The organism is uncultured Eudoraea sp. (assembly GCF_947258925.1).
GTDB lineage: Bacteria > Bacteroidota > Bacteroidia > Flavobacteriales > Flavobacteriaceae > Eudoraea.
Genome location: NZ_CAMYKG010000001.1, coordinates 1 through 25539 on the forward strand (window position 1 = coordinate 1; position 25539 = coordinate 25539).

Consider the following 25539-nt stretch of genomic DNA (forward strand, 5'->3'; position numbering starts at 1 on the left):
GGTATAAACACTCAGATCTACTTTCTGATTTAGTTTATTAGGTGAAATGTTTAGCATGTCTTCTAACTTTGGTTTTTTATTTTACCATTTTCCATGGTAATAATGGTGGTACATTTTTGTTCCCATCGTGGATTTTGACTTACTACCAGGAGTGCCCATGGGTTTGACTTATCCGATAAGAAATCCATTATTTCCTTCGTTTCTTTAGGATTAAAATGGTCTAATGGATCCTTTAAAATCAACATCTTTGGCTTTTTAACTATACTACGTGCCAAAACAATTTTCTTAGAAACTACATAAGGTATTTGCTGGCCTTCGGGATAAAGCATTGTATGAAGTCCTTTAGGTTGGTTCTTTACAAATTCCACTAAACCGGTTTTCTCTAAAACCCAATAAACCTCATCTTCTGTAATAGAAGTATCTCCGAAAGTTATGTTCTCTAAAATACTGCCCTCGAAAGGAGATTCCTCAGGGAGAGATTTTCCTATATGAGAACGATAATAATTTATATTGATCATTTGCAAAGAAGCATTGTTTACATAGATATTTCCTCTATCGGGTTCTACAATTCCGGCAATTAATCGAAGTAGAGTAGACTTACCAGAACCGCTATTGCCATGTATTAATATTCTGCAGCCAGGGGTAATAGTAAGCGAAACCGAATCAATGATCTGCTTTTCGCGCCCAGGTACATTATAACTAACTTCATCTAATTCTACAGTGAAAGCTTCATCTTCCTTAAAAGGCATTTCCCCATCTTGCGGCTCTAATTCCTTATCTACCACTTGCCCCAGTTTTTCTATTGAAGTTAGCAAGTCATAAAATGTCTCTAATCCTAATATTAGTTTCTCAACGGAGTTAATCACCAACAATATTATGATTTCGGCAGCAACAAATTGTCCAATATTCATCTCCTGATTAAGGACAAGAATCCCCCCTATAAGCAATAGGCCAAGGGTAACCAGAACTTTAAAACCAATCATCTGAATAAACTGAATCACCAAAATTTTAAAGTGACTTTCCCTGGCGCCAAGATAGTCAGACACTAAAACGTCAGTCTTATTCATAGCTAAATTGGTTTTCCCGGATAATTTAAAACTAACTATTGAGCGTGCTACCTCTTGTATCCAATGTGCAACCTTATATTTATTTTTTGACTCATCTAAGCTGGTCTCCAAGCCTCTTTGTGCTGTAAATTTGAAGACTATGTATATAAGTAATAAAAGCAGAATCCCATAAATAATGAAAAAAGGATGATAGAACGAGAGTAAAAGTAGACCCAGAATTATCTGTAATAAAGCTGCCGGGAAATCAATTAGTATTTTGGAAAGGCCTTTCTGCACATTTAAGGTGTCAAAAAAGCGGTTAGCCAACTCCGGAGGATAGAAATTTAGGAGTTGATTCATCTTTATTTTTGGGAATCGGTAAGCAAACTCAAATGCAGATCTGGTGAATATTTTTTGCTGGACATTTTCAATAATCCGTATCTGCATTAATTGCAGGATACCCACAAAAGCGACACCTAATGTTACCAGAATTACCAGAATTATCCAGGAAGTACTTACCTGGGCTCCCTGGATCAGGTTTATTATGGCTTGTATCCCTAATGGAAGGGATAAATTGACTACCCCTGCAAATATTGCATAGTAAAAAATCTGGATAACGTCTCTCTTGTCCAGCTTTAATAATCCCATTAAACGCTGCCAGGCACTAAGTATATTTTTAGCCATTATATGTTTTTATTTAGGGTGTTGAAGGCAAGGTGTTTAAAGTATTCCGTTGGTGTATTTTTGTTATCACAACTTGTTAGTGAAGCAAAATGATCAATCAAAAAATATTGATGCAGGGTCCCTTCAATAATTGTACTGGCAAGACTGGCAGGATAGCGGTAATTTACATTTACTTCACTAATCATTTGGCTCATTCTGTTAACAAGCCTTTTGTAAATAACAAAATAGCCATCTTTGTTTTCCTGATCCACTTCTTTCGTTAAATACGATTTGGAATATTCATTAATCACAATTTTATTCAACAGAACTTCATTAATATGGGTGAAAGCCAGGTCTATTTCAGTAGCCCTGGTCATAATTTCTATGGCCCTCTCCAGCTTGTGACCGGGATCAGGAATATTATTTGTGGCAAAAACCAACTGATATTCAAGCCAGCCCCAATACCAGGAAGCCAGATAAAGCAACAGCTTATGTTTATTCTCAAAATAGCGATAAATGGAGCTTTCATTGGATCCAATTTTTTTACCTAACTTTTTGAACGTGAAACTCTCGAAACCAATATCATTAATCATAAGGATACTTTCTCCAACAATTCGCTTCCCCAGATTAGATGATTCAGGATCCTTCAGGTATAATTTATCATTAATCGTAATCCGAATAGAATGTATTAGCTTTTCCATAGTATTAAAATTAAAACAGGTCAAATATAATAGTATTACTATCATATATAGATAGTTTAACGTTTATTTAACAATAGTATTGCTTATTTATAGTGGTTGTAGAACTTGTTATCATCTTATGAATGATTCATCCAATTCAGATTTATGCCATATCTTTATTAAAAAGATTATAACTAATGGAACCTCACAGATGTGGCTGGTGTTTGGGCGATAAATTATATAAAGCTTACCACGATAAAGAATGGGGCGTCCCCGTGAAAGATGATGCTACCCTATTTGAATTCCTGGTTCTTGAAACCTTTCAGGCAGGATTGAGTTGGCTTACTGTACTTAAGAAACGAGAGAATTTCCGTAAAGCATTTGACAATTTTGATTTTAGAAAAATTGCTCATTACGATCAATCCAAGATTGATGCTTTACTTAAAGATGCCGGTATCATCAGGAACAAACTTAAAATTAAGGCTACCGTTACCAATGCCCGGGCATTTATCCGGATACAGGAGGAATTTGGAAGTTTTAGTGACTATATCTGGGGGTTTGTCAACGGGAAACCCATAAAAAATAGATGGGCAGATCACAGAGAGGCCCCTGCAAAAACATCACTTTCGGATACATTGAGCAAGGATTTAAAGAAGCGTGGATTCAAGTTTGTTGGAAGTACAGTAGTTTATGCTCACATGCAGGCAACAGGAATGGTAAATGATCACGAATTAAAATGTTTTAGATATGAACAAGTATAGATTTTTACTATTGGGAGTCATTGTTTTATTGCAGTTTTCAGCAGGCTTTTGTCAAGTAAAAGTTGAGCGCGAACATCGCATTAAAAAAAATCAATTCCCTGAAACTGCGCATGATTTTATCAAAGAGAAACTGAAGGATGCCAAAAATATACGTTTTTATAAAGAAACGGATACCACAAAAATTACATATGAAGCGAAGTTTAAAAAAGACAGATTGCACTACAGTGTTGAATTTGATGAATCGGGCAAACTTGAGGATATTGAAATTCTAATCAAAGAAGTAGATGTCCCTGAGGATTCCTGGTCAAATATCACAAAATTCCTGGAGGAAAAGTTTGATAAGCACAAAATCAGGAAGATTCAGCAGCAATATCCTATTACCTCCGCTGAAACAGCCGAAACTACTTTAAATAATGCATTCCAAAATCTTTTAATTCCTTCCTTGAATTATGAATTAATGGTACGCGGCAAAACAAAGGGTAACCATGCCGACTTTGAAATACTATTCGGTGCGGAGGGAGGTTTTATTAAAATGAGAGAATCCCTACCGGCCAACTATGATCATGTCCTTTATTAAAAATTATAAACTAGTAATAGGTTTACTACTATTTTGTGTTTTTGTAAGAAGTCAGAAAAATTTTACCACGTTTATTGAACCTCGTGTAGCCATAAACTACAATCTATCCAAATTGTATTCACACAATTGGTCGGTTGCCAATAGGAGTACAATATATGAATCGTCAAAATTAGAATTTAATGCGCTTCAGTTTGATTTTGGTCATTTTTCAAATTTTAGAGTAGGTGGTAATCAAAATTTGAGCCTCGGAATTTTGTACAGATATTCTGAACTATTCGAACAGGAAAGTATAAATGAATTTCGGATAACGGAACAATACAACATAATATCCAGATCCAATAAGGTACGCTATGGACATAGGGTTAGAGTTGAACAAAGGATTACATCGCTACTAACCATTCATCGTTTTAGATATAGGTTTACTTTAGACATGCCTCTTGAAGGTCAGAATCTGGATGTAGGTGAAAGTTATTTTATAGGCAATACTGAAACACTTCTTAATGTAGGAAAGGATTTGAAGCCAATTTACGAACAACGTTTTACAGCAAATTTTGGCTGGTTATTAAGCTCTAAAACCAAATTGCAATTTGGTGTCGAATATAGATTGCTGAATTTTACGGAGACTATTGAACATAGACTATTATTGCTATCTTCACTTAACTTCAGCCTGTAGTAATTCCAGAAATTCCTTCCTTGGTATTTCCTCAGCCCCCAAACTTTCTAAATGTCTGTTATAAACCTGGCAATCTATGAATTTGTAGCCCTGCTTTTCAAGGTCTTTTGCCAAATGTATAAATGCATATTTAGAAGCATTGCTTGTTTTAGAGAACATACTTTCTCCACAAAACACCTGTCCCAGATCAATACCGTAAAGTCCCCCTACTAACTTCCCTTCTTCCCAGACCTCATAAGACCTGGCAATCCCTTGCTGGTGCAATTGCAAATAAGCTTCTTTCATATTATCCGTAATCCAGGTCCCTTCCTGGCCAGTTCTTTCTATATCCGCACAGTTTTCGATTACTTCCTTAAAAGATTTGTCACGGGTTAACCTAAACCTCTTACCTGACAGAATATGTCGCATGCTTTTAGAAATCCTGATTTTTTGTGGGAATAAAACCATCCGGGGATCCGGGCTCCACCATAAGATCAACGAATCCTCATTAAACCAAGGGAATATCCCTGATTTATAGGCCAGCAATAGTCGGGCAGGAGACAAATCCCCGCCAACTGCCAGTAGTCCATCCCCATTGGCATTATCCGCCGGAGGAAATTCCAGCCGATCTGTTAAAAAATAAATTTCCGAATTCTTTTTCTTCAAGTTTAACAGCTCATTAAATTACCCTTAAACCTAAAATTAATCCGATGCTGAATAGGGCGATTTCTAAAAAGGCAGATCGTCGTGATCTTCCTCATTTAATTCTTCAGCCGGTTCAAATGCCTCAATAGGCGGAACAGGTGGTATTGCATTTCCTCCCTGATCTGCCTGCAAAGATTCTATTCGCCATCCCTGAACGGAATTAAAATATTTAACCTCTCCCTGAGGGTTAGTCCATTCCCTTCCTCTAAGGTTAATACTGATTTTTACAGCTTCACCAACACTATGCTTATTGAGTAAATCACATTTATCCTGTACGAATTCTACCAATATATGTTGTGGATATTGTTCTTCAGTAGTAATCACCACCTCTCTTTTTCTAAAACCATTATTGCCAAAGGTTTTAGTCTCACCAATCAATTTAACTTTTCCCTGTATTTCCATTTAATTCAATTTGTATTAGTAATACTTTCCATGCCGAAAGTACCTCATTATTATCTAAATATTCCCTAATTATTCTTAGTAATTCCTTTGAATCCCCACTTTTAACAATTCCCTCGATCTGGGGGTTGGATGCCACAAATTCTTCAGTTTCTTTTTTATCCGGAATACTTTCAACATTACCCAATAAACCCAGATCATTACCAGTAAGCATTTTTAATGATCTTATTTTTTCGGGTATATTATCAACCCCTATTCCTAGTTTTGATAGTGGTTTAGGCACTTCAAACATCCCCATATTTGCCCTGCTATACCAGTTACCCCCCATTCTCGCAACCTGATCAATTTTAAATTGGTCAATTAATCCCTTTTCATCTAAAACTGAATCCTGTACATGCATTTTAAGTACTTCCGCAAAAACCAAATTACCAGCCCCTCCTTTTTCACCTAAGGCCTCAACCTTTGTTACCTTACATTCAAACTGCACGGGGGATTCCGCAACCCTGAAGGGTTTAACCAAATCGGAGTCTAACATGGTTAGTCCGGCCTTAATAAATTCATTCTCACTTTCGCTGTATTCGGTACTTGTCAAAGACATTTGCTGTACAAGTTCGTAATTCACAACATTGATTACTACTTCCCTTATTTTATGTACGTTATCCAACGTATGTTTTGTTGTATTATTCCTAACCCTCCTGGCCGGCGAGAAAATTAATATGGGGGGATTAGCACTAAATACATTAAAAAAACTAAAGGGAGAAAGGTTTGGAATTCCTTCTTCACTAATAGTACTTGCAAAAGCAATTGGCCTGGGTCCCACGGCACCCAAAAGATAAGCATGTAATTGTCCGGTACTAATTTCAGACGGTATAATGGAAAGAACTTTTTGCATGAACACAAAGGTATATAAATTGTATCCCATTTAAAACTTTAACTCACTCAAGAGACACAACATTTTAGGTCATTTTCAGTTATCTTTATTGCTAATTAAAAGCAAGAATGAATTTTAGTTCCAAAAAGAAGACTTCTAATCTATTTCTATTGATAGCATCTTTGGTTATCGTTAGTCTTATTCTCTGGAATACCAATAGTTTTTTTAAAAAATTTAAGGAAGAAGAGCGCCATAAGATGGAGATATGGGCCACTGCTCAATCTGAATTGCTTCAATCTTCCGAGGACAGAGATCTGGGTAATTTACACGTAAAAATCTTTCAAAATAATACCTCTACACCCATGATCCTGGTAAATATGGATGGATCCATAAGAACCAACAACATGCCCGAAGAATTAATTGTTGACACCCTTTATTTGAAGCAAAAGATCAAAAAATTTGAGTCAGAGAATACGCCAATTACTATAGACTATAATGGAGAACAACTGGCCACCTTGTATTATGGTAACTCTGAAGTTTTAAACAAACTTAAATACTACCCTATAGCTCTTTTATTAATCATCTTTCTGTTTGCTGCAGTAATTTTCTTTTTCTTCAAAACAAGCAAAGCTTCAGAGCAAAACAAGCTATGGGCCGGAATGGCCAAAGAAACCGCCCATCAAATTGGAACCCCCCTTACGTCTCTTCTGGGGTGGAATGAGCTATTGAAAAATGAACAAATTAATCCGGATATTACTAAAGAAATCGAAAAAGATATCGGTAGATTACAGAATATTACGGATCGATTTTCAAAAATAGGTTCTCTCCCCATACTCGAAGAACATGACGTTGTAAAAGAAACAAAAAAGGCCTTCGAATACCTTAAATTGAGGAGTTCAAAGCTTATTCACTTTACATTTAAATCTCAGGTTGACCAACTTCCGGTTTTATTGAACCGTTCATTATACAATTGGACCATTGAGAATTTGGTCAAAAATGGCATAGATGCCATGAAGGGCAAGGGCAATATTGCTATTGAAATCGTTCCGGATGGAAAATACGTCAATATCCTGGTTTCGGATACAGGGCATGGGATAGCGAAAGGAGATTTCAGTACTATATTTAATCCCGGTGTAACTTCAAAAAAACGCGGTTGGGGTTTGGGTCTATCTCTGGTTAAAAGAATTATTGAAGAGTATCACAAGGGCAAGATAAAAGTGCTTTCATCGAGCAAGGAAGGAACGATAATGCAGATCTCGCTAAAATCAAATTAGTCCTAATGGCAAAAGAAAAATTAGTAGTCATAAAAGAGGCAGACCTTACGAATAATTGCCCGGAGTGTTTTAATCAGGATATGAAACTCACATTTTTTCAAAAACACTTGTTTGGGAAGTTATATCATAAGACTACATCAAAGATCAGTCATCAAATAAAATGCAATAAATGTGAAAGTCTTATTTATCCTGTAAACTGGACTGAAGATATTGAACGAATCTTTGATTATTATCAAAAAACAGTTGTCCCTGAAAAAGCGACGACCAAATTCACCGCTCTGTTTTATATTATTGTGCTTTTACCACTGGTAATAGCCGTGGTGTTATTTGTCCTTTATAAAAAAGAAATTATTTCATTTTAGACCGAATTTTTTCGGCAACTTCCTCAAATTGTAGAGGTGTTAATTCTATTTTATTCATAAAGGTCGCATCTGCCATTTTATTTAAAGGGATTAAGTGCACGTGTACATGGGGTACATCAAGACCTATGACCGTAAAACCAACTCTTTTGCAGTCCATCGCGGCTTCAATAGCCAGACCTACCCTTCTGGAAAAAGCCATTAACCCCAAATAGGTAGCCTCATCTAAATCTAAAATCTTATCAACCTCTTTCTTTGGAATGCATAGCGTATGACCCTCCGCATTGGGATTAATGTCCAGAAACGCAAAATATTGATCATCTTCGGCAATTTTGTAACACGGTATTTCGCCATTAACTATTTTAGTAAAAATGCTTTCCATGGGTTATTTTGAATAATATAAAAAGTCCTATCATTATTGACAGGACTAAATATAAAAAAATTATGTCTTTTTAATTCCTGCTTATTTCAAGAACATCAAATTTCAGGACACCATTTGGAACCTGAATTTCAGCAACATCTCCTACTTCTTTTCCAAGTAATCCTTTACCAATGGGAGAAGTAACAGAAATTTTTCCGGCTTTTAAATCGGCCTCACTTTCAGCAACAAGGGTGTAGCTAATGGTCATCCCATTTTGTTGGTTTTTTAGTTTTACCGTAGAAAGCACCAATACTTTAGAAGTATCCAGCTGAGATTCGTCTATTAACCTGGCGTTGGACAGGGTTTCTTCCAATTTGGCTATTTTTAATTCCAATAACCCCTGGGCTTCCTTAGCCGCATCGTATTCCGCATTTTCAGATAAATCACCCTTATCCCTCGCATCTGCAATTGCTTGCGAAGATTTAGGTCTTTCTACATCCCGTAGGTGATTTAATTCTTCTTTTAATTTTTGTAACCCTTCTGCCGTGTAATAAGACACATTACTCATAGCTTCATTATTTATTGAACTTAAAATAAGTCAAAATCATTAAACAATAAATCCCACGGAACCGCAGGATTAGTTGAAACAATCATTTTGATGTAACTAATTTAATATAAACACGTTAAGTGGATTTATTCTTCAAAATGAGGTTTAACTAATAAGAAAATCCCCTTTTTTAGAGAGGATTTAACGCAAAGATACATATTTTTTGTTCAATTTTGTTTAAGATTTCTAAATTGAATCCTTTTGCTATATGAAAAGAATATGCCTCTGGTTAGTTTTTGTCATGCTACTGGCCTGCAGTAAAGATGAAGGAAACCGTAACCCTTATCTGCAGGAAATTGCTTTCAGATTTGAAGTCAATCTTAATTTACCCTTATATAGTCCTTTGTCCAACACCGGAAATGCAATTTACATTGGAAACCAGGGTGTTGGATTAAGAGGTGTTTTTGTTATCAATAAAGGTTTCGACCAGTTTTTTGCCTGGGAGGCAAGTTGTCCTAATCATGCACCTAATGCATGCTCGACAATGGACCTCAATAGTCAAACGGTAATTTGTTCTTGCGAAGATTATGAATATAATCTGTTCACTGGCCAACAACTAAACAGGCCTGATGACGACAAACAATATTATGACCTTTTATTTTACAATACAACCTTTAATGGAACCACTATTGTGATTTCTAACTAGGTATTGTTTTTAGTGATCCAATATCACAGATATTTCCCTTAAAAGTTCAACGACACACCCAATAAAAAATTAATCCCTGCCTGTGGGTAATACCCGGCGCCTTCTATTGTTGTTATTGTCCCCGGGTTGGAAAAATCATCGTCAAAAGTAAAAAAGTAACCATTAGACTCATATTGGGCATCAAAAATATTGTTTAACAGTCCGGAGAGTACGATGCTTTTTATAAATGAATTGGTTTTTATTGTGTACTGCACATTAAAATCCGTTTGGGTATAATCTTGAAGTACTGAAGCTTCCGCATCAATGTTACCCATATACTGTTTACCCACATATTTGGTGAGTAATGCAATTTGAAATTTTTCACTTGGTTGATAGGAAATGATGTTTCCCAGTACAATTTCCGGTGAATACGCAATATTTGTATTGCCAAGGTTCTGTATCTCACCATCTCTCTGAAATACAAAATCAATATTCTTATTTGAACTCAGTGCTAAATTCGGCTGCCATGTGAAGTGTTTGCCAATACCCACATTGGCATCAATTTCCAGTCCCACCCGGTAACTATCACCTACATTAGACCTTAGCGGGGCTCCTACATCATTTAGTTCGCCGGTTAAAACCAATTGATCTTTATACCGCATATAATACAAGTTTGTACTTATCTGAACAGAAGGTGTCACATATCTCCAGCCCAGCTCAAAATCATTCAGTTTTTCAGGTTTAGGGGAACCATTCTCATAATCGTTCCTATTGGGTTCCCTATTGGCCACAGCAAAAGACAGGTAGAAGTTATTGTTGGTATTTAAGTCATAAGTGACCCCTAATTTAGGGTTGAAGAAGTTGAACGTATCATCCACGATCCCCGTTTCATCTCCATTGGCTCTATAGCCCACATTTCTATATTGTAAATCTCCAAAAAGTCTCCAATGTTTAGAAATCTCATAATTGATTTTTCCAAAGACATTGAAATCCGTTTTTTTGGAATCATCGTCGTAGTACCTATCCCTGATCATACTATTCCCTGCAAAACGGGCCCAGATAATTTCACCGAAATGATCGCCCTCGTAGGAATTCCAACCTCCTCCAAGGATTATATTTGTATTTTCCTTTTGATATTTTGCAGAGAAAACTGTGCCGTAAAAATCGTTATCCAACCAACGCCTGCGGATTAGATCTGTAGTATTTACTTCCTCTCCATCCACTGTTATGGGTTGAAATCCATATGTGGCAAAATCATCATCTTCCCTGAATTGTTCAAAATACCCCCCTCCTTTCGTATAATGAATTGCAATATTTGTACTCCAGAAGGGGGATATTGCCTCATTCCAATGTAATTGAAAATGATTTTGTTTATAGTTATCTTCTTCCTTATCATAAAATTGGGTATTCCCATTTTCATCCGTATAAATCCCCGCCGGGTTAAATGTCCTGTCGGTGGCAAGCGTTTCGGCATCGATACCAAACCATGACTGATAGGTAATTTCATGACCACCAAACAGGAGTGCTTTGACTAATGTATTGTCATCGACATATGCCCCTTGTAAGAAATAAGACTTCAGATCAGAGGAAGCCCTGTCCACATAACCATCCGAAGTTATTCGTGATAATCTACCTGAAATTTCAACATGCTCGTTTAACAATCCCGTACTAAACTTCAGATTGTTGCGTAACGTATTAAAACTGCCATAGGAAGCTGAAATATATCCATAGGCTTCCTGTGAAGTAGCATCTGTAAGTATATTTAAACTTGCACCAAAAGCACCTGCCCCATTGGTAGATGTGCCCACTCCACGTTGTAATTGAAGATTTTCCGTTGAAGATGCAAAATCGGGTAGGTTTACCCAAAATGTGCCATGGGATTCAGAATCGTTATACGGTATCCCATTGATGGTTACATTAACCCGGGTGGCATCGCTGCCGCGAACACGTATTCCTGTATAACCCACGCCAGCACCAGCATCCGAAGTAGTCACCACAGCAGGTAAAAAGTTCATAAGAACAGGAATATCCTGACCCAGATTCCTGGGTGCAATTTCCTCCTTTGCTAGATTAGAAAAGGTTACCGGAGATTCTTTGGTGACCCTTACAGCAGAAACAAGCACTTCATCTAAAACAATCTTTTTTAGTGTGGTAGTATCCGCTTCTTGTTCCTGAGCAAAAATATTTGTGCTGAATAACACCAGAAAACACAACGCAAAAAAAGCCTTCATTCGTAATTCAATTAAACGAATAAAAGAGGTTCTATTCTAAGTTCTTATGATTTATATTTTTTCTGAAGAGACAGAAAAAACTCCAAATGGTGACTTTCACCTCCCTTAGCAGCATTACCTGCTCAGGTTCATTGGGTATAATCTCAGCTTATCCTGAAAACTTTATGATAAAAATCGCAAACAATAATTACGAACTTACCGTAGCGCCATTTCAGGAGTTAGCACCCCTTTTGAGATGTGTCAAAGGTACAATGGTAATTTCAATTTTCATAAAAAACCACCTTCGAATTCTTTAAACTATTAATTAAAGAATTTCATGCTATTCAAATACAAAGTATTGTCCGGATTAAGTTACCTGATGGGTCGGTTTTAAAAGGTCATTTACGGTTTTTACAGGATTAAATGTAAACAAGGGGACTTCTACGAATAGGGTATTCCAAAAAGCCATTGCCCCATTCCATAATCCGGGTAATTCCAACGCTTTTAATTCTTTTCCATCCTTTGTTTTTTTACTTATAAAACCCTGTTTGGTATCGACATAGTTTAAAAGGTTATATTTTTCACCTCTGAAATTTCTGACCCCACATACGATATCGACCGGATTAAAATGCGTTGAATTCTTAAAAATAGCCATTTGTCCTTCATCAGCTGTATCTACCTGTGCAGATTCCACTATCTGCAATGAAATATGTCCATGCGCATCTCTTATCCAAAAAGGTCCCCCACCAGGTTCCCCTTCATTCTTAACCATCCCGCAAATCCGAATTGGCCTGTTAATTTTGTCTTTTAAAATTTCTAATTGCTCGGCGATACTAAAACTAGAAAAACTGTCTAAAAACCTGACATTGAGTTCATTTTCCAAAAACGTCTTGATTTCGTGTAATTGTTCTCCATTGATGTCATTTCTATCCAATAGATCTGCATAAGAAAATGCTTTCTGCTGTACTTCCAGAAGCAGACCTGCGAGTATTTTCTTGCTTCTTACAACTTTATCCTGAACACCGGGCACAACCACATTATCAATGTTTTTAATAAAGATTATATCGGCATTTTGTTCATTTAGGTTCTCAATTAGTGCCCCATGGCCTCCTGGCCTAAATAATAATGAGCCATCTTCATTTACAAAGGGTTCATTTTCCAAAGTTACAGCTAGCGTATCGGTTGAGGGTTTTTGATTGGAATAGGTAACCTCAAATTCGGTCTGTGTTGCTTTTGTTACCCTTGGTCCGGCAATTTTTAGAGTTTCTGCAAATAAGGGATGGTGATTTTCAGAAATAGTAAAATGCAATTTTGCGGTATTGTTTACGGCAGCATAACCGGCAGCCTCTTTAAGGTGTTCCTCAAACGGAGTTATTGTAAATTTGCCATATTTGTGGAAGGGCAAAAGTCCTTTCGGGTAGAAACCATAGTTGAGTCCATCCTCTAATAGCATTTCGGAAACAAAACGATATGCTAATTCACCCTTAGATTTAGTATTATTTTTTATCCTTTTTTGAACCTCCTCGTAAAAGGGGAATTCTTCTATCTTTTCAAAAAAGGTCTTTAACTCGGTATTATTTTGTCTCTTTAAAAAGACTTCTAAATCTTCGACGGCAGGATCAAAATGCTCCAAAAACTTATAAAGAGATTTGAACATCCTTGAAGCAGCACCAGATGCAGGGACAAATTTTAATAAACTTAAAAGACTTTCTAGGTTTTCAAATATATTTATTAAACTTTTCTCCCTGGACGTACTCAATTTAATAATCCCGTCTGAAACTATTGCGGCCTTTTCCAATCGAACAAAAGGGATTCCTTCTTTGAATATTTCTATCTGATTCAGAACCTTTTCTTTAGAAATTCCTTTCTTTTGAAGTTGTTGTACATCTAATGGTGATAATTCAATCATTTATCCAGTAATTTATCAATATGCTTAATCGCCAGAGCCAACCTTTCATCTTTGCCGCCCTTTAAAATAACAAAATTCCTATCATACTTTTCTAAAGTTCCTTTAAAATACTTAAACATTCGCTCTCGTTCATTCGGTTTATCCCGGAGATCATCTTTCTTCCACGGAATATCGATAGAAGTAAGCAGATATAGATCATAGGAATTCTCTAAAGCGTATCTTTCCAAAACAGGATCACAATAACCTAGATAGTACGCTTCAGAATATACTTTGGTCTCCAATAAATCTGTATCACAAATAAGAAGTTCCTTTGCAATTACAGAAAAGGAATTCTCTAATCGAATTTGTCCTTCTGCTATGGGAATAAGATCATGAGGTTCGCACGTAGTGCGTTCTTTATCCCACTTTTCCTGCAAATATTCCCGTGCGTATTCCGGCACCCATTCAGTTTTATAATGCTTAGCAAGTTCCATGGCCAGGGTCGTCTTTCCGGATGATTCAGGTCCAAAAAGGACTACTTTAATAAGGTCACTGGACTTTTGTTTAAGTTTTTCTTCCATGCCATATAACCGTAAATAGCAATTATGGTGAATAATAAATATTGAAGTGATGTAAAAATTAGTCCTTTATACAAATATAATGGAACTGTAATTACATCACCAATGATCCAATAGGTCCAATTTTCCAATTTTTTCTTAGCCATAAGCCACATTCCCACAAAGAAAATAGCGGTTGTGAGCGTATCAACATAAGCTGTCCAGCTATTGAATTTATCAAATAAGGTATAAACCAGAAAAACAAAGACAAAAGCACTTACAAACAGTAATAAAGACCATTTTTTTTCCAGCTTATTGGTTCTGGTTATTGGAATAAAATGGTCTGCATCTACTTTTCTTGTCCAGAAATACCAACCTATTATACTCATGCTAAAATAATAAGCATTAATGAGCATATCGCCCAGTAAACCATATATCCATAGAATATATACAAATATCCCCGTGCTTATTATTCCGGTGGGAAATACAAGGATATTTTCCCTTTTAGCGTACCACACACTTAAGAGCCCAAAAATAACCCCTATCATTTCAAGAAGGATTATAAATGTAGGAGTATCCCGGTACTGTGCAAATACCCAATCAAAAATCTGGCTCATACTTGCTCCGGTCTGTTTTTACAATTTTTATATACATTAAACCATTATCCATTAATTCCAAGGCAAGTTTAATTTCATTGGTAAGTAATTTCATCACCTCATCATAGTCACCATAAACCTGTGTACTTAATGGATTTTCCAATACCACAAGCCCGGATTTGCGTAACTTTTTAATGAACCCAATTATAGGCTCTTCAAAATCATCCTGAAGTGGTGTCAGGGTCAGTTCAACAGATATATTCATAACTTGTAAATTAAAATAAGGCAAGACTTTTTATTATTCCTTTTTTTCAATTGCATAAACACAGGTAAATCCTTCAAATTCGAGAAATGAAACATCATACTCAGATGTGCATCCTTCATATTTAATAATGCCTTTAGTAGTAGTATCGGTTTTAATAAAATCATCGATATATATATGCTGTAAAAAACTTAGGCCATGTGTTGCATATATTTTGAAAAGGGACTCTTTAGCACCCCAAATAATTGTTAGTTTTTTGATAATTTCAATTGAATTCTCAACCTCAGGGTTTACTTTTAAGGTGCTGAATTTATGGCCAATACGAATTATTTTATTGCGTTGTTTTTCAATATCAATCCCAACCTGATCTTTCTGACTAATAATTATACCCGTAAAATGATAGGAATGCGTAATGGAGATATTATTTCCATCCTTCAAATGCGGCTTCCCATATGAGTCGTAATATAGATCATGATCAACATAACCAGCCAGACCCATCAAGTGTCGTATACTTAAGAATCCTCTTCTGTGAAGTTCAGACTTCATTCCGTCCATTCTGGACTGGCAAATATCTGTGAGTTGAATATTTAAAGAAAGTTCGTTTTCAGTCTCCGTAATTTTCCAAATGTATACCTTGGTATTGGGATCTACTGTTATAGTTTTGTAAAGAGGCATGCAATATTTTGAGTTATCATTACCTTTGCACTTCAAAAGTATAAAAGGCTTTCCGCAAGACGAAAGTAAAAAATAAAAAGATATGAAAACCAAGACAATACCATATGTGCCGTTTAAAGTCAAGGACATTGCTTTAGCGGAATGGGGAAGAAAAGAAATACGATTGGCTGAAGCCGAAATGCCAGGGCTTATGGCTTTGCGTGAAGAGTATAAAAAAGAACAGCCCCTTAAAGGTGCCAGAATTGCCGGCTGTCTCCACATGACAATTCAAACAGCTGTGCTAATTGAAACACTTACCGCCCTGGGCGCAGATGTTACCTGGAGTTCATGCAACATATTTTCTACTCAGGATCATGCCGCTGCGGCCATTGCTGCTGCCGGTATACCGGTATATGCGTGGAAAGGAATGAATGAAGAGGAATTTAATTGGTGTATAGAGCAAACCCTGTTTTTTGGTGAAGATCGCAAGCCACTCAATATGATATTGGATGACGGAGGAGATCTAACCAATATGGTACTAGACGAATTTCCGGAACTTACATCCGGAATTAAAGGTCTTTCAGAAGAAACAACTACCGGGGTACACAGGTTATATGAGAGATTCAAAAATGGGATCTTGCCTATGCCAGCTATAAATGTGAATGATTCGGTGACAAAATCCAAATTTGATAACAAATATGGCTGCAAGGAAAGTGCGGTTGATGCAATTCGCAGGGCCACGGACACTATGCTTGCTGGAAAACGCGTGGTTGTTGCCGGATATGGAGACGTTGGAAAAGGAACAGCCGCTTCGTTCAGAGGGGCAGGAGCCATTGTAACTGTTACGGAAATAGACCCCATCTGTGCGCTACAGGCGTGTATGGATGGTTTTGAGGTTAAAAAACTGAATTCTGTAGTGGGTAATGCGGATGTAGTAATTACGGCGACCGGAAATAAAGACATAATCAAAGAAGAGCATTTTAGGGCTATGCGAGATAAGGCCATTGTCTGCAATATTGGTCATTTTGATAACGAAATTGATATGGCCTGGTTAAATGACAACTATGGCAATACCAAAGACGAGATAAAACCGCAGGTGGATAAGTATACTATAAATGGAAAAGATATTATAGTTCTTGCCGAAGGTCGTTTGGTTAACCTGGGATGTGCTACTGGTCATCCAAGTTTTGTTATGAGCAACTCATTTACCAATCAAACCCTTGCCCAAATAGAGCTTTGGAAGAATAGCGATAACTATGAAAATAAGGTTTACATGCTACCCAAACATTTGGATGAAAAGGTTGCTAAGCTACATCTTGAACGCTTGGGTGCTGAACTAACTGAACTGCGAAAAGATCAGGCTTCTTATATCGGTGTTGAGGTTAAAGGTCCTTTTAAGCCAGATTATTACAGGTATTAGGAATAAATAAAACTTAATTAAAAACATAAAAAAACCCATTATGAAAAACATAATGGGTTTTTAATTTGAGTTATTTATTTGAGCATTATGCTTCAAAAGGCTCTATAGAAACATAGGATTTTCCACCTGCCTTTTTTTCAAATTTTACCAGACCGTCTACTTTGGCATGTAATGTATGATCTTTCCCAAGATAAACATTATTACCAGGGTTGTGTTTGGTACCACGTTGTCTTACAATGATATTTCCAGCTATAGCAGCCTGACCACCAAAAATCTTAACACCTAAGCGTTTCGATTCTGATTCTCTACCGTTTTTAGAACTACCTACACCTTTTTTATGTGCCATGATATTAAATTTTACACCAACCCTAGAGTTGGCATTCGTTATTAACTTTTTACTTTTTTAAAGCCTCTATTAGATCAGCCTTCTTCATTGAAGAGATCCCTGAGATACCCTTTGCTTTGGCCATTTCTTTTAATTCCGCTACCGTCTTTTTACTTAAATCAAGTGCTTCTTTAGGAGCTGCCTTCGTTTTTTCAACTTTGGCTTTTGGAGCTTCAGCTTTTGGAGCTGCTTTTTTTACAGGGGCAGCTTTTGCAGGAGCTTCTTTTTTAGTTTCAGACTTAGCAGCCTTCTTTTTCGCACCTTTGGCAACGATTCCTTCAATAACCAGTTCAGTTAAATACTGTCTGTGGCCATTCTTTTTTCGATACCCTTTTCGTCTTTTCTTTTTAAAGACAATTACTTTGTCTCCTTTGAGATGTTTAACGACTTTAGCCTCTACCTGGGCTCCGTCTATAGCCGGGGCGCCAATTGTAATGTTTGCACCATCTTCAAGTAAAAGAACATTCTGAAAAGAAACTTTTTTTCCTTCTTCTTCCTGTAAACGATGAACATATACTTTTTGGTCTTTAGCAACCTTAAATTGCTGCCCTGCTATTTCTACAATTGCATACATAGCGTATATATTAATGATTTTTAATTCTCTTTTAAAAGAGTTTCAGGCCCTGTTACACAATTCAGGTGCTCCAAAGGCGGGTGCAAATATACTGCTTAATTGGGAAATCACAAGAGTTTTTTATCCTAAACAGGATTTTTCTTCAGCTTCCTCGGTGTTTTAAACAACTGCATAAAAGTAAGTGTTAGGACAAGGGTAGTTGCAAAACCCATAATTGCCACTGTGAAGAATACAATTCCTTGAAAGTTTTTAAAATTATTGAACCAAGTTGTAGAAAGTTTCTTTAAAAACTCCGTATTAATTTCTGTAGCGTAAAAAGCAAAAAAGATCGTAAATATTATTGTAGCTACAAAGCCGGTTACAATTCCAGTTTTAAACCCCAGTCCATAGTTGAAATTTTCTTTTTGCTCAAGTCTATTATATTTAATAGCCTCATATATTCCAAAACCTGTGATTACACCATTAAAAAGACTGTAAAACACATTGGTGTGCAAATCAAAAAGTGAAAGGATCAAAAAATAAGCTATTAGACTGCCACTAGTGGCAATACCAAATCTTATGGGAAGTGTTAATCTCTTCATCGCTGATATTTTTTACTGTTCGGTTTTAAATCTAAGAAATTAAGTGTAATTATAATATAAAATCTTGTTAAAGAAGCAGAGTTTTCCCGCATATACCACTAAAAAATTTATCTTAGCTGCTCTTTTAAATACAAGTATTAACAAGATAAATACATAAACCAATCTATGAATTCAAGATCTATGAAAAGTAAATGTTTTTTACTGCTGTTAGCATTCCTGACTGCTCTGACAGTTAGTGCTCAAGAAGTAGTCTATGAGGAATACGACCTGGATAATGGACTACATGTCATTCTGCATCAGGATAATACGGCTCCAGTGGTGACTACATCTGTAATGTACCACGTTGGTGGTAAGGACCGAACGGAAGGACGTACGGGTTTTGCCCATTTTTTTGAACACCTGTTGTTTGAGGGTACAAAGAATATTAAGAAAGGTAAATGGTTCGAAATAGTCTCATCTAATGGTGGACAAAACAATGCCAATACCTCCCAGGATAGGACATACTACTATGAAGTATTTCCATCAAACAACCTGGAACTAGGCTTATGGATGGAATCTGAACGTATGCTTCACCCGGTTATTGATCAAACCGGTGTAGATACACAACAGGAAGTTGTAAAAGAGGAAAAGAGGCTTAGCTACGATAATAGGCCTTATGGACAATTACTACCTGTCTTAGGCAAAAGCCTATTTAAAGTTCATCCTTATAAAGACCCTAACATTGGGTACATGGAAGATCTGGACGCAGCTACACTGGAAGATGTTATTGCCTATAACAAAAAATATTACGTTCCCAATAACGCGGTTTTAGTTGTTGCTGGGGATATTGATGTTGCGAAAACGAAAAAAATGGTTTCAGATTATTTTTCTACTATTCCAAGAGGGGAAGATATTGAAAGGAATTTTCCAAAGGAGACCCCTATTACAGAGGAAGTTAAGGTGACCGCTTATGATGCCAATATTCAAATTCCTGCAGTAGGCGTTGCCTACAGAATCCCCGGTTTTAAGGAGAGAGATGCTTACATTCTTGATATGGTCTCTACTTATCTAAGTGATGGTAAAAGCTCAAAACTCTATAAAAAGATTGTAGATGAACAAAAACAAGGATTACAAGTAGGGGCTATCAATATAGGGCAAGAAGATTATGGCATGTACTTGGTTTATGCGCTTCCTGTGGGCCAAACTTCTCTGGATGTTCTGGTTACTGAAATGGAAGAGGAAATATCCAAAGTACGTTCAGAATTGATTTCGGAGAACGATTATCAAAAGCTACAAAACAAGTTTGAAAATAACTATGTAAACTCTAACTCCAGTATCGAAGGTATTGCAAATTCTCTTGCAAGATATTATATGCTTTACGGAGATACTGAGTTAATAAATAAAGATATAGAGATTTACCGTTCCATTACCAGGGAAGAGATTAAGGCTGTTGCTCAGAAATATCTAAACCCAAATCAAAGGGTAATTATCGACTACTTACCAAAAGAAAAAATTGACAACTAAGACTATGAAAAAACTATATTTTACACTTGTTCTAATACTCTCAACCATTGCACTTTCTGCCCAGATAGATAGGAGTGTAATGCCTAAACCAGGACCCTCGCCGGAAATCAATCTAAAAGACCCTCAACGTTTTGAACTCATTAATGGTCTAAAGGTTTTAGTTGTAGAAAATCATAAATTACCCAGGGTTTCCATACAACTCACAATAGACAATCCACCGGTTGCTGAAGGTGATAAGGCTGGTGTTTCAGTTCTTACAGGGAGTTTATTGGGAAATGGCTCGAAATCAATTTCGAAAGATGATTTTATTGAAGAGGTCGATTTTCTTGGTGCGCGCATCAACTTTGGATATCAAAGTGCATTCGCATCCTCTTTATCTAAATATTTCCCCAGGATTTTGGAGCTTATGGCAGATGCCGCAATTAATCCAAACTTTACACAGGAAGAATTCGATAAAGAGAAGGCTAAATTTATTACCGGGTTAAAAACGGAGGAAAAGGATGTGTCTGCTATCGCCAACAGAGTTAGGAGTGCTTTAGCCTACGGCACTAATCATCCTTACGGAGAATTCGCAACAGAGGAAACGGTAAACAATGTTACCCTGGCAGATGTGGAAAGGTTTTACAGGGAATTATTTGTTCCTGCAAATGCTTACCTGGTTGTTATTGGAGACGTGAAATTTGATGACGTTAAAGAATTGGTTACTAATAGCTTTGATGATTGGATTAAGGCGGCACCACCTTCTTTGGGGTATTCAGAACCCGTGGATGCACAATATACTCAGATCAACTTTGTAGATGTTCCTAATGCGGTTCAATCTGAGGTAGCTGTGCAAAATCTTGTAAATCTTAAGATGAAAGACCCGGATTATCTTGCTGCTCTTGTAACCAATCGCATTTTAGGCGGAGGCGGTGAAGCCCGACTTTTTCTTAATTTAAGGGAAGACAAAGGGTATACCTATGGATCTTATTCTAGGATAGGTAATGATAAATATGCTCCATCAAGATTTAGAGCTACTGCCAGCGTAAGAAACATAGTAACGGATAGTGCGGTGGTAGAAATATTAAAAGAAGTAGACCGCATCACAAAAGAACCAGTCTCAGAAATAGAGTTAAAAAATACAAAAGCTAAATATATTGGAAATTTTGTATTGGCTTTAGAGCAGCCTTCTACTATTGCGAGATATGCCCTGAATATTGAAACCGAAGGCCTGCCGAAAGACTTCTATAAGACCTATTTGGAACGGATAAATACAATTACGGTTGAAGATGTACAGCAAGCTGCCCAGAAATATTTCCATATTAATAACGCCAGAATAGTAGTAGCCGGAAAAGGAAGTGAAGTTTTGGAAAATCTGGAAAAAGTTGCGTTTAATGGTAGAACTTTACCCATAAGTTATTACGATAAGTACGCAAACTCAGTAGAAAAACCAAATTACGAAATTGCCTTACCTGAAGGTGTTAATGTAAAAAGCGTCTTAGACTCGTATTTTGAGGCTATAGGAGGTAAAGCTGCTGTGGATAAAATTCAATCTTTAAAACTGGTTTACGAAGGTTCTGCTATGGGATCAACCATTAAAACCGAGGAAAAAAGAACTGCAGATAAATATGTGCAAACTACTTTTATGAATGATGCTCCTATGATGGGGCTTATTGCAAAAGGAGATGAGTTATTTATGAAGCAAGGTGGCAATAAGGTCCCTCTGCCCCCGGAAATGCAACAGGATATGAAGTCCACAATGGGAATTTTTCCCGAACAGGGAATTGCTTTAAATTCTAATGCAAAACTATTGGGAACTGAAGAAGTTGATGGCAAAGATGCTTATAAAATTGAAGTCCCCGGATCAACTGTTCAGGCGACATATTTTTACGACGTGGAATCAGGATTAAAAGTTAAAGAATCAACGGTAATCACAATGAATGGTCAAACCCAGAACCAGGAGGTGAATTATAAAGAGTATCAGGAGGTAGATGGAATTAAATTCCCTTCTGTTAAGGTTGGTTCCATGGGGCCTCAGATGATTGAGACCAAGTTGCTGGAGGCTGTTATAAATGTAGAGGTTAATGAGGCAGATTTTGAATAAGCCCTGCTAAAAATATCCTAATAAAAGAAGACCCGCTCTGAAAAGCGGGTCTTCTTTTTCGATACTATTTAACCAAAGGAAAGGTATTATCCGGTTTTGCGAATAGACGCTTCACCAATAACAACCCCTTTATCTACATTGGCATTTCCCTGGTACTCTATATCTGCTTCCCCATAACAAGTTACTTTCAGTTTGTCTGATACATTTACCCTAAATTCACTTTCGCCATAAGCAGTGATTTTTGTGGATGAATTCTCCATTTTCAGCGTGTTTACCTCGCTTTCACCATATGCGTTATATTTTTGATGATTGACTGTACCGCTTTTAACTTCGAGATAACTTTCGCCATAAATGGCCACGGAAAGGTGTTGCAATGATAGTTTATCCATATAAACTTCTGATTCCCCGTAGATTGTTAATTCCAATTCGTTTTGATCTATAGGACTTTCACATTTGATGGTTTCTTCCCCCCTGACAGATAGCTTCTTTAACATTTTATAGGTGATGTTTGCAGTTACCATAGTACCGTCGTAAATATCTTTTCTTCCTGAATAATCTTCACCTTTTACTTTTTTACTTTTGGTATACATCTTTGCATCATCCAAATATATACGCAAGGTCCCTTTAACCACCTCGATATTTATTTTCTCTCTTGGCACCTCCACGTTCTCAAGAACAACAGTTTCCCTATCTCCTTCCATCAAATTCACTTCAATATGTGGACTGATAATGACTTTTGAAAATGGTTCAACGGCAATAGTTGCAGATTGAGCAAACAACATTGGTAATCCCGCAAATAAAAATGCAATTACTATCCCAGATTTTACTGCTACATTCATGTTTAGAAATTTATATAGTTAATCTTCATTTACTTCAAAGAGTCGCCTCTGATGCAAATGTTACACAAAATCAGATATTATTTTATTTTTTGTTTGTTTATTAAGTATACCCCTAATATTATGATACAAGCGGCAAGGAACTGGGGTAATATAAAATTTTCCCCATCTAGAACTCCCCAGAATATTCCAACCAGGGGTATTAAATAAGTAACCGAAACTGAAAATACCGGGGACGAGATTTGAATTAATCTATTAAACATTACCTTGGCAATACATGTTCCCAGCACACATAGGATAATTATATATCCAAGTGAGCTTAAGAAATACTCTCCTTCCAGCACTTTGTCCTCGAATACACCGGAGAAAGGCACTATTATCAATGCCGGTATTAACATAATTGTAAAATTGCCCACTGCAATACCTAAAGGGGTTACGTCGTATAATTTACTTTTTATAATATTTGCATTAAAAGCGTAACAGATGGTTGCCATGATAACCAAACCGGCATACCAATAATTTTGCTCAGGGTTGATCTCTGCGCCAATATAAATGAGTAAAATAGCCCCGAGCAAACCTACAATTACACCTATAAATTGATTGCGATTAAAGGTAATCCTAAAAAAAAAGTAACCTACAATGATGGTAAACAGAGGTACTAGCGAATTAAGTATAGAAGCTATGCTACTATCTATTTGAGTCTGGGCAAAAGCAAAGAGAAAAACAGGAATAAAACTACCTACTAGCCCGGATATAGCAACCCATTTCCATTCTTGTTTCGTTATACCCCGAAGTGTTTTTACTCCCAATATCAATAAAAGGATAGCCGCTATTATGATGCGGAGTACTCCTAATTGAACCGGAGTGAATCCCAGTAAACTCTTTTTTATAAGTATATAAGACGTTCCCCAGATAATGGAAAGAATTATAAGGTATACCCATTTTCTGTTTAAGTCGCTCATTACAACTTTCTATTCGGAAAAAGGCTTGCTTTTTAATAGAAAAAGCCTCAGTTTTTCTTAATTTTATCTCATCAAAATTCCATCATTATGAGAATAAAATTTGCTTCTTTTGCCACTTTAATTTTAGTGATCTTTATATCGTGTAAAGAAAAAGAAAAGAAATCTGAATCCCTTACACAAATGAAAGAAGTTATGGCCATCCATGATGAAGTTATGCCAAAGATGGGCACCATAAGTAAGCTTGTAGCAGAACTTAAACCAAAAGTAGATTCCACAGAAGCGGGAATGTCCTATGGTAATGCCATGAAAGATTTGCAGGCTGCTCATAAATCCATGATGGATTGGATGAAAGGTTTTGGGGATCGCTTCACTTCCGATGAAATTTTGAATGGGGCTGCACTAACAGAACAAAAACAAGAATGGTTGAATGAGGAAGAAGAGAAAGTTAAAGCTCTGAAAATACAAATCAATAGCAGTATTGAAAATGCAGAAAAATTACTGGAATAATTGTTTAAAAGGGTAAATTATTCAAATCTACATTTCCTCCTGAAATAATTATTCCGATCTGTTTCTTGTGAAATCGATCCTTTTCCCGAATCAAAGCTGCCAGGGCAACAGCGCTTGAAGGTTCTACAATAATTTTTAACCTTTCCCAAATTAGGCGCATTGCACTGACTATCTCGTCTTCAGTGACACGTATAATATCATGAACATGTTCAAGGATTATTGGAAAGGTTTGGTCCCCTAAGACTGTTTTTAAACCATCTGCAATCGTGTTGGTAGTATCATTCGATTCAATTTTACCGCTATGAAAGGAACGGTAGGCATCGTCTGCTTCAAAAGGTTCTCCGCCAACCACCTTACAATTATTTCCAAAATAATTTGCGGCCAGCGCTGTACCTGCAATTAATCCTCCACCTCCTACAGGGGCGAAAATATAATCTAGTTTGGGGTAATCTTTCAACAATTCCAGGGCTGCCGTACCTTGTCCAATTATCACATTCATATCATTTGAAGGGTGGATAAAAGTTGCTCCTGTTTCATAGGCAATTTTACTGGCTGTTGTAATTCGTGCTTCAATGGTAGGGGCGCATTCTATAATATTTCCCCCGTATTGGCCCACTGCAACTTTCTTAACTTTTGGGGCATTTGAGGGCATAACTATATAGGCTTTTACCTCAAGACTCTGAGCTGCAAGAGAAAGTGCCTGAGCGAAATTCCCGGATGAATGAGTCACTACACCCTTTGTCCTTTCTTTTTCGGATAATAACAATATGGCATTAGTTGCACCTCTCATTTTATAGGCTCCCATTCGTTGAAAATTCTCACATTTAAAAAACAATTGAGCGCCTGCAATGTCATCTAACAATCGGGACTTTAATACGGGAGTCCTGTGGATATAGGGTTTTATCCTGTTGTGGCAGTCGAGAAGTTGTTGTTTATACATG

Annotated in this window: 29 protein-coding genes and 1 riboswitch; of the genes, 10 read left to right on the forward strand and 19 right to left on the reverse strand. The window is 36.7% G+C overall.

The window, feature by feature from the left end:
* Window positions 1-62: 62 nt before the first annotated feature.
* Complete coding sequence (locus Q0X77_RS00005; protein ID WP_297791556.1) at window positions 63-1730, reverse strand: ATP-binding cassette domain-containing protein; 1668 nt, start codon at window positions 1728-1730, stop codon at window positions 63-65.
* A complete protein-coding gene (locus Q0X77_RS00010; RefSeq protein ID WP_297791559.1) occupies window positions 1730-2410 on the reverse strand; it encodes a TetR/AcrR family transcriptional regulator in 681 nt (226 codons plus the stop codon). The genes Q0X77_RS00005 and Q0X77_RS00010 overlap by 1 nt, the downstream gene beginning before the upstream one ends.
* A gap of 176 nt (window positions 2411-2586) precedes the next feature.
* Here Q0X77_RS00010 and Q0X77_RS00015 point away from each other — a divergent pair, with 176 nt between their 5' ends.
* The 3 genes from Q0X77_RS00015 to Q0X77_RS00025 are packed head-to-tail and all read left to right on the forward strand — an operon-like array spanning window position 2587 to window position 4400.
* The gene (locus Q0X77_RS00015; protein ID WP_297791562.1) at window positions 2587-3150 is read left to right on the forward strand and encodes a DNA-3-methyladenine glycosylase I; all 564 of its coding nucleotides are present in this window, start codon (window positions 2587-2589) and stop codon (window positions 3148-3150) included.
* On the forward strand, window positions 3137-3727 hold the full coding sequence (locus Q0X77_RS00020; protein ID WP_297791566.1) for a hypothetical protein: 591 nt from the start codon (window positions 3137-3139) through the stop codon (window positions 3725-3727). The genes Q0X77_RS00015 and Q0X77_RS00020 overlap by 14 nt, the downstream gene beginning before the upstream one ends.
* Window positions 3714-4400, forward strand: coding sequence for a DUF2490 domain-containing protein (locus Q0X77_RS00025; RefSeq protein ID WP_297791569.1), 687 nt, complete (start codon window positions 3714-3716; stop codon window positions 4398-4400). Before Q0X77_RS00020 ends, Q0X77_RS00025 begins: the two co-directional genes overlap by 14 nt.
* Here the strand turns inward: Q0X77_RS00025 and aat are convergent.
* From aat to Q0X77_RS00040, 3 genes are all read right to left on the reverse strand, one after another.
* Entirely contained in the window at window positions 4380-5045 is a 666-nt protein-coding gene (gene aat, locus Q0X77_RS00030; protein ID WP_297791572.1) for a leucyl/phenylalanyl-tRNA--protein transferase, read from the reverse strand. The two genes, Q0X77_RS00025 and aat, sit on opposite strands and share 21 nt — an antisense overlap.
* 63 nt (window positions 5046-5108) lie before the next feature.
* Window positions 5109-5486: a DUF3127 domain-containing protein gene (locus Q0X77_RS00035; protein WP_297791575.1), complete on the reverse strand. Its 378-nt coding sequence runs from the start codon at window positions 5484-5486 to the stop codon at window positions 5109-5111.
* The gene (locus Q0X77_RS00040; RefSeq protein WP_297791577.1) at window positions 5464-6375 is read right to left on the reverse strand and encodes a flavin reductase family protein; all 912 of its coding nucleotides are present in this window, start codon (window positions 6373-6375) and stop codon (window positions 5464-5466) included. The genes Q0X77_RS00035 and Q0X77_RS00040 overlap by 23 nt, the downstream gene beginning before the upstream one ends.
* Window positions 6376-6482: 107 nt before the next feature.
* Here Q0X77_RS00040 and Q0X77_RS00045 point away from each other — a divergent pair, with 107 nt between their 5' ends.
* On the forward strand, window positions 6483-7628 hold the full coding sequence (locus Q0X77_RS00045) for a HAMP domain-containing sensor histidine kinase (RefSeq protein WP_297791579.1): 1146 nt from the start codon (window positions 6483-6485) through the stop codon (window positions 7626-7628).
* Between the two features lie 5 nt (window positions 7629-7633).
* Complete coding sequence (locus Q0X77_RS00050; protein WP_297791581.1) at window positions 7634-7990, forward strand: hypothetical protein; 357 nt, start codon at window positions 7634-7636, stop codon at window positions 7988-7990.
* On the opposite strand, the gene Q0X77_RS00055 is transcribed toward Q0X77_RS00050, so the two are convergent.
* Complete coding sequence (locus Q0X77_RS00055; RefSeq protein WP_297791584.1) at window positions 7977-8369, reverse strand: HIT family protein; 393 nt, start codon at window positions 8367-8369, stop codon at window positions 7977-7979. The two genes, Q0X77_RS00050 and Q0X77_RS00055, sit on opposite strands and share 14 nt — an antisense overlap.
* 70 nt (window positions 8370-8439) lie before the next feature.
* Complete coding sequence (gene greA / locus Q0X77_RS00060) at window positions 8440-8916, reverse strand: transcription elongation factor GreA (protein ID WP_297791586.1); 477 nt, start codon at window positions 8914-8916, stop codon at window positions 8440-8442.
* 247 nt (window positions 8917-9163) lie between these two features.
* Here greA and Q0X77_RS00065 point away from each other — a divergent pair, with 247 nt between their 5' ends.
* Window positions 9164-9601 (forward strand): hypothetical protein, encoded by a 438-nt coding sequence (locus Q0X77_RS00065; RefSeq protein ID WP_297791589.1) that lies wholly within the window; start codon window positions 9164-9166, stop codon window positions 9599-9601.
* Between the two features lie 38 nt (window positions 9602-9639).
* On the opposite strand, the gene Q0X77_RS00070 is transcribed toward Q0X77_RS00065, so the two are convergent.
* The 6 genes from Q0X77_RS00070 to Q0X77_RS00095 form a co-directional block, all read right to left on the reverse strand.
* Window positions 9640-11811 carry a TonB-dependent receptor gene (locus tag Q0X77_RS00070; RefSeq protein WP_297791591.1) on the reverse strand — a complete coding sequence of 724 codons (2172 nt, stop codon included), beginning with the start codon at window positions 11809-11811 and terminating at the stop codon, window positions 9640-9642.
* Window positions 11812-11895: 84 nt separating this feature from the next.
* Window positions 11896-12050, reverse strand: a riboswitch (TPP riboswitch).
* 107 nt (window positions 12051-12157) lie between these two features.
* A complete protein-coding gene (locus Q0X77_RS00075; RefSeq protein WP_297791592.1) occupies window positions 12158-13699 on the reverse strand; it encodes a DUF4301 family protein in 1542 nt (513 codons plus the stop codon).
* Window positions 13696-14259 (reverse strand): ATP-binding protein, encoded by a 564-nt coding sequence (locus Q0X77_RS00080; RefSeq protein ID WP_297791594.1) that lies wholly within the window; start codon window positions 14257-14259, stop codon window positions 13696-13698. Before Q0X77_RS00080 ends, Q0X77_RS00075 begins: the two co-directional genes overlap by 4 nt.
* The gene (gene pnuC / locus Q0X77_RS00085; protein ID WP_297791596.1) at window positions 14214-14852 is read right to left on the reverse strand and encodes a nicotinamide riboside transporter PnuC; all 639 of its coding nucleotides are present in this window, start codon (window positions 14850-14852) and stop codon (window positions 14214-14216) included. The genes Q0X77_RS00080 and pnuC overlap by 46 nt, the downstream gene beginning before the upstream one ends.
* Window positions 14836-15096 carry a hypothetical protein gene (locus Q0X77_RS00090; protein ID WP_297791598.1) on the reverse strand — a complete coding sequence of 87 codons (261 nt, stop codon included), beginning with the start codon at window positions 15094-15096 and terminating at the stop codon, window positions 14836-14838. The genes pnuC and Q0X77_RS00090 overlap by 17 nt, the downstream gene beginning before the upstream one ends.
* A 33-nt stretch (window positions 15097-15129) precedes the next feature.
* A complete protein-coding gene (locus Q0X77_RS00095) occupies window positions 15130-15768 on the reverse strand; it encodes a 4'-phosphopantetheinyl transferase superfamily protein (RefSeq protein WP_297791600.1) in 639 nt (212 codons plus the stop codon).
* An 82-nt stretch (window positions 15769-15850) separates the two neighbouring features.
* On the opposite strand from Q0X77_RS00095, the gene ahcY reads away from it, so the two are divergent.
* Window positions 15851-17167, forward strand: coding sequence for an adenosylhomocysteinase (gene ahcY / locus Q0X77_RS00100; protein WP_297791602.1), 1317 nt, complete (start codon window positions 15851-15853; stop codon window positions 17165-17167).
* Between the two features lie 85 nt (window positions 17168-17252).
* On the opposite strand, the gene rpmA is transcribed toward ahcY, so the two are convergent.
* The 3 genes from rpmA to Q0X77_RS00115 form a co-directional block, all read right to left on the reverse strand.
* Window positions 17253-17513: a 50S ribosomal protein L27 gene (rpmA, locus tag Q0X77_RS00105; RefSeq protein WP_297791604.1), complete on the reverse strand. Its 261-nt coding sequence runs from the start codon at window positions 17511-17513 to the stop codon at window positions 17253-17255.
* A 49-nt stretch (window positions 17514-17562) separates the two neighbouring features.
* A complete protein-coding gene (gene rplU / locus Q0X77_RS00110; protein WP_297791606.1) occupies window positions 17563-18126 on the reverse strand; it encodes a 50S ribosomal protein L21 in 564 nt (187 codons plus the stop codon).
* Between the two features lie 125 nt (window positions 18127-18251).
* Complete coding sequence (locus tag Q0X77_RS00115) at window positions 18252-18707, reverse strand: DUF4199 domain-containing protein (protein ID WP_297791608.1); 456 nt, start codon at window positions 18705-18707, stop codon at window positions 18252-18254.
* 180 nt (window positions 18708-18887) lie between these two features.
* On the opposite strand from Q0X77_RS00115, the gene Q0X77_RS00120 reads away from it, so the two are divergent.
* Window positions 18888-20210 carry a pitrilysin family protein gene (locus tag Q0X77_RS00120; RefSeq protein WP_297791610.1) on the forward strand — a complete coding sequence of 441 codons (1323 nt, stop codon included), beginning with the start codon at window positions 18888-18890 and terminating at the stop codon, window positions 20208-20210.
* Between the two features lie 4 nt (window positions 20211-20214).
* Window positions 20215-22293: a pitrilysin family protein gene (locus Q0X77_RS00125; RefSeq protein WP_297791612.1), complete on the forward strand. Its 2079-nt coding sequence runs from the start codon at window positions 20215-20217 to the stop codon at window positions 22291-22293.
* Window positions 22294-22379: 86 nt separating this feature from the next.
* Here Q0X77_RS00125 and Q0X77_RS00130 read toward each other — a convergent pair whose 3' ends face one another.
* Window positions 22380-23132, reverse strand: a complete 753-nt coding sequence (locus tag Q0X77_RS00130) for a head GIN domain-containing protein (protein WP_297791614.1) — start codon at window positions 23130-23132, stop codon at window positions 22380-22382.
* A 77-nt stretch (window positions 23133-23209) separates the two neighbouring features.
* The gene (locus Q0X77_RS00135) at window positions 23210-24091 is read right to left on the reverse strand and encodes a DMT family transporter (RefSeq protein WP_297791616.1); all 882 of its coding nucleotides are present in this window, start codon (window positions 24089-24091) and stop codon (window positions 23210-23212) included.
* An 87-nt stretch (window positions 24092-24178) separates the two neighbouring features.
* Here Q0X77_RS00135 and Q0X77_RS00140 point away from each other — a divergent pair, with 87 nt between their 5' ends.
* On the forward strand, window positions 24179-24598 hold the full coding sequence (locus Q0X77_RS00140) for a hypothetical protein (RefSeq protein WP_297791618.1): 420 nt from the start codon (window positions 24179-24181) through the stop codon (window positions 24596-24598).
* Window positions 24599-24602: 4 nt separating this feature from the next.
* Here Q0X77_RS00140 and Q0X77_RS00145 read toward each other — a convergent pair whose 3' ends face one another.
* Window positions 24603-25538 carry a pyridoxal-phosphate dependent enzyme gene (locus tag Q0X77_RS00145; protein ID WP_297791620.1) on the reverse strand — a complete coding sequence of 312 codons (936 nt, stop codon included), beginning with the start codon at window positions 25536-25538 and terminating at the stop codon, window positions 24603-24605.
* Between the last annotated feature and the right edge of the window lies 1 nt (window position 25539).

What these genes read in the sequence shown, in the direction of transcription:
- greA (WP_297791586.1), bottom strand. Translation starts at nt 8,916, where the DNA reads ATGAGTAATGTGTCTTATTACACGGCAGAAGGGTTACAAAAATTAAAA.
- Q0X77_RS00050 (WP_297791581.1), top strand. Translation starts at nt 7,634, where the DNA reads ATGGCAAAAGAAAAATTAGTAGTCATAAAAGAGGCAGACCTTACGAAT.
- Q0X77_RS00120 (WP_297791610.1), top strand. Translation starts at nt 18,888, where the DNA reads ATGAAAAGTAAATGTTTTTTACTGCTGTTAGCATTCCTGACTGCTCTG.
- Q0X77_RS00130 (WP_297791614.1), bottom strand. Translation starts at nt 23,132, where the DNA reads ATGAATGTAGCAGTAAAATCTGGGATAGTAATTGCATTTTTATTTGCG.
- Q0X77_RS00025 (WP_297791569.1), top strand. Translation starts at nt 3,714, where the DNA reads ATGTCCTTTATTAAAAATTATAAACTAGTAATAGGTTTACTACTATTT.
- Q0X77_RS00070 (WP_297791591.1), bottom strand. Translation starts at nt 11,811, where the DNA reads ATGAAGGCTTTTTTTGCGTTGTGTTTTCTGGTGTTATTCAGCACAAAT.
- Q0X77_RS00075 (WP_297791592.1), bottom strand. Translation starts at nt 13,699, where the DNA reads ATGATTGAATTATCACCATTAGATGTACAACAACTTCAAAAGAAAGGA.
- Q0X77_RS00005 (WP_297791556.1), bottom strand. Translation starts at nt 1,730, where the DNA reads ATGGCTAAAAATATACTTAGTGCCTGGCAGCGTTTAATGGGATTATTA.
- Q0X77_RS00065 (WP_297791589.1), top strand. Translation starts at nt 9,164, where the DNA reads ATGAAAAGAATATGCCTCTGGTTAGTTTTTGTCATGCTACTGGCCTGC.
- Q0X77_RS00080 (WP_297791594.1), bottom strand. Translation starts at nt 14,259, where the DNA reads ATGGAAGAAAAACTTAAACAAAAGTCCAGTGACCTTATTAAAGTAGTC.
- Q0X77_RS00055 (WP_297791584.1), bottom strand. Translation starts at nt 8,369, where the DNA reads ATGGAAAGCATTTTTACTAAAATAGTTAATGGCGAAATACCGTGTTAC.
- rplU (WP_297791606.1), bottom strand. Translation starts at nt 18,126, where the DNA reads ATGTATGCAATTGTAGAAATAGCAGGGCAGCAATTTAAGGTTGCTAAA.
- Q0X77_RS00040 (WP_297791577.1), bottom strand. Translation starts at nt 6,375, where the DNA reads ATGCAAAAAGTTCTTTCCATTATACCGTCTGAAATTAGTACCGGACAA.
- Q0X77_RS00145 (WP_297791620.1), bottom strand. Translation starts at nt 25,538, where the DNA reads ATGTATAAACAACAACTTCTCGACTGCCACAACAGGATAAAACCCTAT.
- ahcY (WP_297791602.1), top strand. Translation starts at nt 15,851, where the DNA reads ATGAAAACCAAGACAATACCATATGTGCCGTTTAAAGTCAAGGACATT.
- Q0X77_RS00095 (WP_297791600.1), bottom strand. Translation starts at nt 15,768, where the DNA reads ATGCCTCTTTACAAAACTATAACAGTAGATCCCAATACCAAGGTATAC.
- Q0X77_RS00135 (WP_297791616.1), bottom strand. Translation starts at nt 24,091, where the DNA reads ATGAGCGACTTAAACAGAAAATGGGTATACCTTATAATTCTTTCCATT.
- Q0X77_RS00115 (WP_297791608.1), bottom strand. Translation starts at nt 18,707, where the DNA reads ATGAAGAGATTAACACTTCCCATAAGATTTGGTATTGCCACTAGTGGC.
- Q0X77_RS00125 (WP_297791612.1), top strand. Translation starts at nt 20,215, where the DNA reads ATGAAAAAACTATATTTTACACTTGTTCTAATACTCTCAACCATTGCA.
- Q0X77_RS00090 (WP_297791598.1), bottom strand. Translation starts at nt 15,096, where the DNA reads ATGAATATATCTGTTGAACTGACCCTGACACCACTTCAGGATGATTTT.
- Q0X77_RS00010 (WP_297791559.1), bottom strand. Translation starts at nt 2,410, where the DNA reads ATGGAAAAGCTAATACATTCTATTCGGATTACGATTAATGATAAATTA.
- Q0X77_RS00140 (WP_297791618.1), top strand. Translation starts at nt 24,179, where the DNA reads ATGAGAATAAAATTTGCTTCTTTTGCCACTTTAATTTTAGTGATCTTT.
- Q0X77_RS00045 (WP_297791579.1), top strand. Translation starts at nt 6,483, where the DNA reads ATGAATTTTAGTTCCAAAAAGAAGACTTCTAATCTATTTCTATTGATA.
- Q0X77_RS00015 (WP_297791562.1), top strand. Translation starts at nt 2,587, where the DNA reads ATGGAACCTCACAGATGTGGCTGGTGTTTGGGCGATAAATTATATAAA.
- Q0X77_RS00035 (WP_297791575.1), bottom strand. Translation starts at nt 5,486, where the DNA reads ATGGAAATACAGGGAAAAGTTAAATTGATTGGTGAGACTAAAACCTTT.
- pnuC (WP_297791596.1), bottom strand. Translation starts at nt 14,852, where the DNA reads ATGAGCCAGATTTTTGATTGGGTATTTGCACAGTACCGGGATACTCCT.
- Q0X77_RS00020 (WP_297791566.1), top strand. Translation starts at nt 3,137, where the DNA reads ATGAACAAGTATAGATTTTTACTATTGGGAGTCATTGTTTTATTGCAG.
- rpmA (WP_297791604.1), bottom strand. Translation starts at nt 17,513, where the DNA reads ATGGCACATAAAAAAGGTGTAGGTAGTTCTAAAAACGGTAGAGAATCA.